Origin of the sequence: Acidiphilium sp. JA12-A1, assembly GCF_000724705.2 — a bacterium.
In the GTDB taxonomy this organism is placed as follows: domain Bacteria; phylum Pseudomonadota; class Alphaproteobacteria; order Acetobacterales; family Acetobacteraceae; genus Acidiphilium; species Acidiphilium multivorum.
The window spans coordinates 1-7,501 of the sequence record NZ_JFHO01000107.1 but is presented as its reverse complement, the minus strand read 5'-3'; the positions used below and the strand labels follow the sequence as shown (position 1 = coordinate 7,501).

The 7,501-nt window shown below is 73.0% G+C and carries 7 protein-coding genes and 2 pseudogenes; 8 read left to right on the top strand and 1 reads right to left on the bottom strand.

The annotated features are described in order from the left end of the window. The 8 genes and pseudogenes from RT91_RS17110 to RT91_RS17075 form a co-directional block, all read left to right on the top strand. A pseudogene (locus tag RT91_RS17110) lies at positions 1-964 on the top strand (class I SAM-dependent methyltransferase); the annotation flags it as partial. Beyond that, positions 961-2,007 carry a rhamnan synthesis F family protein gene (locus tag RT91_RS17105; RefSeq protein WP_035188688.1) on the top strand — a complete coding sequence of 349 codons (1,047 nt, stop codon included), beginning with the start codon at positions 961-963 and terminating at the stop codon, positions 2,005-2,007. The pseudogene RT91_RS17110 and the gene RT91_RS17105, both read left to right, overlap by 4 nt. Next, entirely contained in the window at positions 2,004-2,816 is an 813-nt protein-coding gene (locus tag RT91_RS17100) for a 1-acyl-sn-glycerol-3-phosphate acyltransferase (protein WP_011942180.1), read from the top strand. The genes RT91_RS17105 and RT91_RS17100 overlap by 4 nt, the downstream gene beginning before the upstream one ends. Before the next feature lie 140 nt (positions 2,817-2,956). Further along, positions 2,957-4,309 carry a tRNA (N6-isopentenyl adenosine(37)-C2)-methylthiotransferase MiaB gene (gene miaB, locus RT91_RS17095; protein ID WP_035188685.1) on the top strand — a complete coding sequence of 451 codons (1,353 nt, stop codon included), beginning with the start codon at positions 2,957-2,959 and terminating at the stop codon, positions 4,307-4,309. Beyond that, entirely contained in the window at positions 4,306-5,307 is a 1,002-nt protein-coding gene (locus RT91_RS17090; protein ID WP_007423478.1) for a PhoH family protein, read from the top strand. The genes miaB and RT91_RS17090 overlap by 4 nt, the downstream gene beginning before the upstream one ends. Further along, positions 5,304-5,756 (top strand): rRNA maturation RNase YbeY, encoded by a 453-nt coding sequence (gene ybeY, locus RT91_RS17085; RefSeq protein ID WP_007423479.1) that lies wholly within the window; start codon positions 5,304-5,306, stop codon positions 5,754-5,756. Before RT91_RS17090 ends, ybeY begins: the two co-directional genes overlap by 4 nt. A gap of 32 nt (positions 5,757-5,788) precedes the next feature. Further along, entirely contained in the window at positions 5,789-6,607 is an 819-nt protein-coding gene (locus tag RT91_RS17080) for a hemolysin family protein (protein ID WP_231295411.1), read from the top strand. A gap of 124 nt (positions 6,608-6,731) precedes the next feature. Beyond that, entirely contained in the window at positions 6,732-6,947 is a 216-nt protein-coding gene (locus RT91_RS17075; RefSeq protein ID WP_013639968.1) for an EexN family lipoprotein, read from the top strand. Between the two features lie 123 nt (positions 6,948-7,070). Here RT91_RS17075 and RT91_RS17070 read toward each other — a convergent pair. Further along, positions 7,071-7,501: pseudogene (locus RT91_RS17070) on the bottom strand (alpha/beta hydrolase); the annotation flags it as partial.

The following is a 7,501-nucleotide window of genomic DNA, read 5'->3' as shown; positions in this document are numbered from 1 at the left end:
CGCCGCGGCCGACGCGCTTACCGCGCTCGCCATCCTCGACCTCGTCACCGGCGATCCCGCCCGCGCCCCCGCCCGCATCGCCGCGGTGCCGCTCGCGCCCGAGCGCCGCCGGCAGATCACGCTCGGCGCCTTCGTCACCCTGGTCAACCGCGCCCGCTACGACGAGGCCATCGCCCTCGCCGAATCCGCCCCGATCGCCGACTGGGCCGCCGCCGGCGATGCCGACGGGCACGACGCCGCGATCGCCCTGATCGCCCTCGCCCTCGTCGCCGGCGACCCCGCGATCCTGCCCGCCCTGCTCGACGGCCTGCCGCATCTCGACACCGCCGCGCGCGGCGACGCGCTGGTCCAGGCCGCGCTCCGCCTGCTGCATCTCGGCCGGCCGGACGAGGCCGCCCGCCTGCTCGCCCCGGTCGACGAAGCCGCCCTTGCCCCGGCGGCGCGGATCGAGCTGCTCGCGGCACGGGCCGGCTGCGCCGCCGCCGCCGGCGACACCGCCGCCCTCGCCGACCTGCTCGACCGGCTGGATGCCGAGGGCGCCGATCCCGGCCGGCTCGCCGGCCTCGCCGTCGGCCGCTTCGTCAGCGCCGTCCATGAAGGCGATTTCGCGGCGGCGGACCGGCTGCGCCGCCGCGTCGAGCCCGCCTTCGACGGGTTCGCTCCGGCGGCGAGCCCGGCGCTGCGCGGCGCCGGCTTCGCCCTCGGCCTGCTCGAGTTGCAGGAACCCGCCCGCCCGCACCGCGCCGAACGCGCCTTCGCCGCCGTCCGCCGCGGCTTCGCCGCCGACCTCGCCGAGGGCGACGCCGCCCCGGCGCTGTTCTGGGAAGCCCTGCGCGGCGAGATCATCGCCCTCCACCGCACCGGCCGCGCCGCCGAGGCCACGGCCCTGGGCCGGGCGATGCTCGCGCGCTATGAGGGCGCTCCCGACAGTCTCAGGACCGAACTGGCCCCGCCCGCCCCATGAACACCGCCCAGCTGCTCCGCGCCGCCTGGCGCGCCCTCCGCCACGCCTGGACCCTCGCCGCCATGACCGTCGCCGCCGGGCTCGGCCGGCTGCGCAACCCGCACCAGGTCATCGCCCGCAAGCCGGATGGCGGCATCGTCCTCGGCCCCCGCGTCGTCCTCTTCCTGCACTGGGACCGCGGCGGCCGCGTGCGCGAGGCGCTGTTCGACTACATCGCCCAGCTCGCCGCCTCCGGCCGCTCGGTCGTCTTCGTCACCAATGCCGGCGCGCTCGACCCCGGCGCCGAGGCCCGCCTGCTCGCCCTCTGCGCCGGCATTCTCGTCCGCCGCAACATCGGCTACGATTTCGGCGGCTGGCGCGACGCGATCGAGACGCTCGATCTCCCGCGATCCGGCACCGAGGAGATCATCATCGCCAACGACAGCATTTTCGGCCCGGTCCGCCCGATCGATTCGATGCTGCTCCGGCTCGACTACGACGAAGCCGATGTCTGGGGCCTCACCGAGAGCTGGCAGCGCCGCTACCACCTGCAATCCTATTTCGTCGCCTTCGGCCCGCGCGCCATCCGCAGCCCCGCCTTCCGCCGCTTCTGGTCCGGCGTGATCCCCGCGCCGTCGAAACCCTACGTGATCGGCAAATACGAGGTCGGCCTGACCCAGGCGATGATCCGGGCCGGCCTGCGCGTCGCCGCCCTCTGGCCCTACGAGGCGCTGACCCGGCAGATCACCCGCGACCAGCTCGCGCCCTATCTCGACATCGAGCCCGGCGGCCGCGCCGACCCGCACGACCTCACCCGCTGGCTGCACATCCTGCGCCTGCGCGACGCGATCGCCCGCCGCCGCCCGCTCAACCCGACCTCGGATCTCTGGCGCCACCTGCTGCTCTCCGGCTACCCGTTCATCAAGCGCGAGCTGCTGCGCGACAACCCCACGAAGGTCGAGGATATCGGCGACTGGGCCGACCTGCTGCGCGACGAACTCGGCGCCGACCCCGCCCCCATCCTCGCCGACCTGCGCATGATGCTGCGCGGCGACGCGCCATGACCCGGCGCGCCATGACGAAAAAACTCTCCGGCGCGCGGATGTACGCCCGCCTCGCCGCCGTGCTGGCCTGGACGATGGCGCTGCTGCCGGTCCAGCTCGTGCTGATCCGCCGGCCCGGCCGCGCCAAGCGGGCGCTGCCGCTGCGCTACTGGGGCGGCGTGGCCCGCATCCTCGGCCTCGAACTCCAGGTCATCGGCACCCCCGCCGCGACCGACGAGCGGCCCGTGCTGTTCGTCTCCAACCACACCTCCTGGCTCGACATCGTCGCCCTCGGCGCGGTGCTGCCGGGCTGCTTCATCGCCAAGGCGGATGTCGGGCGCTGGCCCGGCATCAGCGCCGTCGCCCGCGCCGGGCGCACCATCTTCGTCAGCCGCGCGCGCACCGGCGCCGGCCGCGAGCGCGCCGAGCTCGCCGAGCGCCTCGCCGCCGGCGACAGCCTGATCCTCTTCCCCGAGGGCACCACGTCGGACGGCGCGCGGGTGCTGCCCTTCCGCTCCAGCTTCCTCGCCCTCGCCGAGACCGACCCGCCGCCGCTGATCCAGCCCGTCACCATCGTCTACGACCGGATGGATTCGCTGCCCGTCTGCCGCCGCAACCGCCCCCGCATCGCCTGGTACGGCGACATGGACATCGCCTCGCACTACGCCGAGCTCGGCCGGCACGACTGGCGCGCCACCATCGTGCTCGACGACCCGATCGAGCTCGACGGCGGCCGCAAGGCGCTGACCGCGACCCTCGAACGCCAGATCGCCGCCCGCGCCGCCGCGATCCGCCAGGGCCGCTATCCCGGCCCCTTCACGAAAGCATAACCGGAATCCGCTTGACAGCGCCGCCCCACGATCTGCGATAGTTACGATCATGGAATCGGGAGCAATCTCATTCTTCCGCGCTTGACCCGTCCGGCGTCCCGGCACATCCACAGGGCAAACCCTTGCCCGGATGAACTGGAATGACCGAGACCGCCTCACGCCGCACGCTGCACATCACCACCTGGGGCTGCCAGATGAACGTCTACGACAGTGGACGCATGGCGGACGTCCTGCGCCCGCTCGGCTACCGGCAGGTCGCCACCCAGGATGCGGACATGGTGATCCTCAACACCTGCCACATCCGCGAGCGCGCCTCGGAAAAACTGTTCTCCGAGCTCGGCCGCCTGCGCGCGCTCAAGGAGTCCCGCGGCGGCGCGATGATGATCGCCGTCGCCGGCTGCGTCGCCCAGGCCGAGGGCGCGGAAATCCTCGCCCGCGCCCCGCATGTCGATCTCGTGGTCGGCTCGCAGGCCTATCACCGCCTGCCCGAGCTGATCGCCGAGATCGAGGCGAAGCGCCGCGCCGTGATCGACACCGACTTCCCCGCCGCGCAGAAATTCGACCTCCTGCCCGAGGACCAGGCCAGCCAGGGCCCGATCGCCTTCCTCGCCATCCAGGAAGGCTGCGACAAGTTCTGCACCTTCTGCGTCGTCCCCTACACGCGCGGCGCCGAGGCCAGCCGCCCGGCCGCCGCCATCCTCGCCGAGGCCCGCCGCCTCGTCGCCGGCGGGGCGCGCGAAATCGCCCTGCTCGGCCAGAACGTCAACGCCTGGCACGGCGAGGCGCCGGACGGCGCCACCTGGAACCTCGCCCGCCTGCTCGCCGAACTCGCCGACATCGACGGCCTCGCCCGGCTGCGCTACACCACCTCCCACCCGCGCGACATGGATGCCGCGCTGATCGCCGCGCATCGCGACAATCCGAAGCTCATGCCCTTCCTGCACCTGCCCGTGCAGTCCGGCTCGGATGCGATCCTCGCCCGCATGAACCGCCGCCACGGTGCCGACCTGTTCCGCCGCATCGCCGGCGAGCTGCGCGCGGCCCGGCCCGACATCGCGCTGTCGTCCGATTTCATCGTCGGCTTCCCCGGCGAGACCGACGCCGATTTCGCCGCGACCATGCAGCTCGTCCGCGAGACCGGCTTCGCCCTGGCCTACAGCTTCAAATACTCCCGCCGCCCCGGCACCCCCGCCGCCGACGCCGCCGACCAGATCGACGAGGCGGTGAAGGATGCCCGCCTGCAGGAGCTCCAGGCCGTGCTGCGCGACCAGCAGCACGCCTTCAACCGCGCCCAGGTCGGCCGCAGCTTCGAGGTCCTCTTCACCGGCCCCGGCCGCCATCCCGGCCAGTCCGCCGGCCGCTCGCCCTACCTGCAGCCCGTCGTCGTCGACAATGCCGACATACCGCCCGGCACCCTGCGGACGGTGAAAATCGTGCAGTCCAACCCCAATTCTCTCATGGCCAGTCTCACACAGGAGCAGATCGCCGCTTGAGCCAGATCGTCACATCCCAGCCCCCCCGGCTGTCCCGCACCCTCACCTTCAACGACAACGGGTTGCTCTCCATCCTGCTCGGCGATCACGACCGCAACCTCGCCCGCCTCGAAAAGCGCCTGCATGTCCGGCTCGCCTGCCGCGGCAACCGGGTGTCGATCTCGGGCGAGCCCGACCAGGTCGCCGCCGCCGAAACCGCGCTTTCGGCGCTCTACGACCGTCTCGCCCGCGGCGAGCAGATCTCCGGCGCCGAGGTGGATGCCGCCGCCCGCCTGGTCGATCCCGCCGCCGAGCCCCGCCTGCCGCTGTCCGACCTGCCGGCGATCCGCACCCGCAAGGGCGTGGTCGGCCCGCGCAGCCCCGGCCAGGCCGCCTATATCGAGGAGCTTTCCCGCCACGAGATGGTCTTCGCCATCGGCCCCGCCGGCACCGGCAAGACCTATCTCGCCGTCGCCCAGGCCGTCGCCATGCTCACCTCCGGACGGGTCGACCGCATCGTCCTCTCCCGCCCCGCGGTCGAGGCCGGCGAGCGCCTCGGCTTCCTGCCCGGCGACATGAAGGAGAAGGTCGACCCCTATCTCCGCCCGCTCTACGACGCGCTGCAGGACATGATGCCCGGCGAGGTCATGGCCCGCCGCATGGCCGCCGGCGAGATCGAGATCGCCCCGCTCGCCTTCATGCGCGGCCGCACCCTCGCGCATGCCTTCGTCATCCTCGACGAGGCGCAGAACACCACCCCGGCGCAGATGAAGATGTTCCTCACCCGCATGGGCGAGGGCACCCGCATGGTCATCACCGGCGACCTCTCGCAGATCGACCTGCCGCCCCACAGCCGCTCGGGCCTGGCCGACGCGCTGGAGACGCTGGAAGGCGTCTCCGGCATCGGCGTCACCCGCTTCAATGCCGGCGACGTGGTGCGCCACCCGCTGGTCGCCCGCATCGTCGAGGCCTACGACCACCGCTCGGAGGCGCAGCGCGAGCGCGCGCGGGACCTGTGAGCGAGCCTCCAAGTAGCCTCCCCCGCGGCGCCGCGCTGCGGGGGCTGATCCACATCGCCGAGCCCCGCTGGCGCCGTTTCGTGCCGGACGCCGAGCGCGTGGTCGCCCGCGCGCTCGATGCCGCCGGCGCCGCCTGCCCGGTCATCCTGGCCGACAACCGCACGGTGAAGGCGCTGAACGCGCGCGACCGCGGCCGCAACAAGCCCACCAACGTCCTCACCTACGAGATGCCGCCGGAGATCATCCTCGCCCTCGGCGTCGTCCTGCGCGAGGCCCGCGCCGCCCGCCGCCGCCCGGCGCACCACCTCGCCCATCTCGTCGTCCACGGCGCCCTCCACCTCGCCGGCGAGGACCACCACGAAGCCGGCGAGGCCCGCCGCATGGAGCGCCTCGAAGCCCGCCTGCTGCACCGCCTCGGCGTCCCCAACCCGTGGAAATACGCGTCGTGAGCGGCAGCTGGTTCTCCCGCCTGCTCAGCAAGATGCGCGAGCAGCCCGACCTGCGCCAGCAGATCGGCGAGCTGATGGAGGAAGCCGCCGCGGAAGCCGGCGGCGAGGAGGGCGGCACCGGGCTCGACCGCCAGGAACGCGCGCTGATCGCCAACGTCCTCCGCCTGCGCGGCATCACCGCCGACGACGTGATGATCCCCCGCGCCGACATCGTCGCCATGCGCGCCGACGTCACGCTGGACCAGGCGATCGACCAGATCCGCCGCGAGGGCCATTCCCGCATGCCCGTCTTCGGCGAGCATCTCGACGACATTCTCGGCATGGTCCACATCAAGGACGTGGTCGGCTACACCGGCCGCCCCGAGGCGTTCTCGCTGCGCGCCATCCTCCGCCGCCCGCTGATGGTCGCCCCGCAGATCCCCGTCCTCGACCTGCTGCTGCAGATGCGCCAGCGCCGCACCCATCTCGCCCTCGTCATCGACGAATATGGCGGCGTCGACGGCCTCGTCACCATCGAGGACCTCGTCGAGACCATCGTCGGCGACATCGACGACGAGCACGACGAGATCGAGGGCCCGCTGATGATCGACCGTGACGACGGCGCGGTCGATCTCAACGCCCGCCTCCCGGTCGAGGACTTCACCACCCGGTTCGGCGACTTCCTGACCGAGGAGGAAAAGGAAGCCGATCTCGACACGGTGGGCGGCCTCGTCTTCACCCTCGCCGGCCGCGTGCCCACCCGCGGCGAGATCATCTCCCACCCCGCCGGCATCGAGTTCCTGATCCTCGACGCCGATGCCCGCCGCATCCGCCGCCTGCGCGCCCGCCGCATCGCCCCCGAATCTTCCTGATCCCAGCCCGCCGGATACGCGCATCCGTGCCGTCCCGGCAAGGGTCTTTTGCCGCCCCCGTGCCTACCGCGCCGGCGCGCGCGGGCGCACATCGGGGGCAGGCCACCACGCAAGGACCAAGACCATGACGCGCAAGATCCTGTTTTCGCTCCTCCTCGCCCTCGCCGCCCCGGCGGCCCATGCGGCGGCGACGCACGACGTCCCCTGGTTCGCCCGCCACGCCGCCGCCCGCCAGGCCGCCATCGCCGCCTGCGCCGCCAATCCCGGCGATCTCGCGGCCAGCCCGGACTGCATCAACGCCGCCGCCGCCGCCCGCGCCACCCTCGCCCGCGAGCTCTGAGCGCCCCCCGAACCACGCCGGACGCCTGCCGCGGCAATGCTGCACTGCAACAAAAACAATCCGCGCGTCCCGCGTCCGTGCTAGAAAAATCCCAGGACGTTTCCTCCCTGAACTTGGCGGTGCTCAGGCACCGCCTTTTTCTTTTTCGAGGCCCAGCGTCCCGATCCACCCGGCGATCGCCGTCTCGACCCGCCCCTCGATCCCGAAATACCCGTGCGGGCCGAGCGAGCCGCAAGGCCGGTCTCCCGCCGCCCCGCCCGCGACCATCCGCACCGTCACCGACGATGCGCCGCCCAGCGCCCGCGCGACCGCCGGCGCCTGTCCGGGCGGCGCGACCGGGCAGCGGTCGTCCCGGTTGGCGACGATCAGCACCGGCGCCCGCACCGCGGCGGGATCGGCGTCGAACACCGTCATCCGGCTCAGCCTTCCCGGCACCGACACCGTCTCCGTGAGCACCACCCCGGCGATGCTCCCCGCCGCCGCGTGCGCCGCCCCGTTCACCGCGCCGATCGTCCCCTGGCTGGTGCCGAACAGGATCACCGGCGCCCCGATCC

Excerpts from the sequence above, each read along its gene's own strand:
- RT91_RS17105 (WP_035188688.1), top strand. The coding sequence starts at position 961 with ATGAACACCGCCCAGCTGCTCCGCGCCGCCTGGCGCGCCCTCCGCCAC.
- RT91_RS17100 (WP_011942180.1), top strand. The coding sequence starts at position 2,004 with ATGACCCGGCGCGCCATGACGAAAAAACTCTCCGGCGCGCGGATGTAC.
- miaB (WP_035188685.1), top strand. The coding sequence starts at position 2,957 with ATGACCGAGACCGCCTCACGCCGCACGCTGCACATCACCACCTGGGGC.
- RT91_RS17080 (WP_231295411.1), top strand. The coding sequence starts at position 5,789 with ATGCGCGAGCAGCCCGACCTGCGCCAGCAGATCGGCGAGCTGATGGAG.
- RT91_RS17075 (WP_013639968.1), top strand. The coding sequence starts at position 6,732 with ATGACGCGCAAGATCCTGTTTTCGCTCCTCCTCGCCCTCGCCGCCCCG.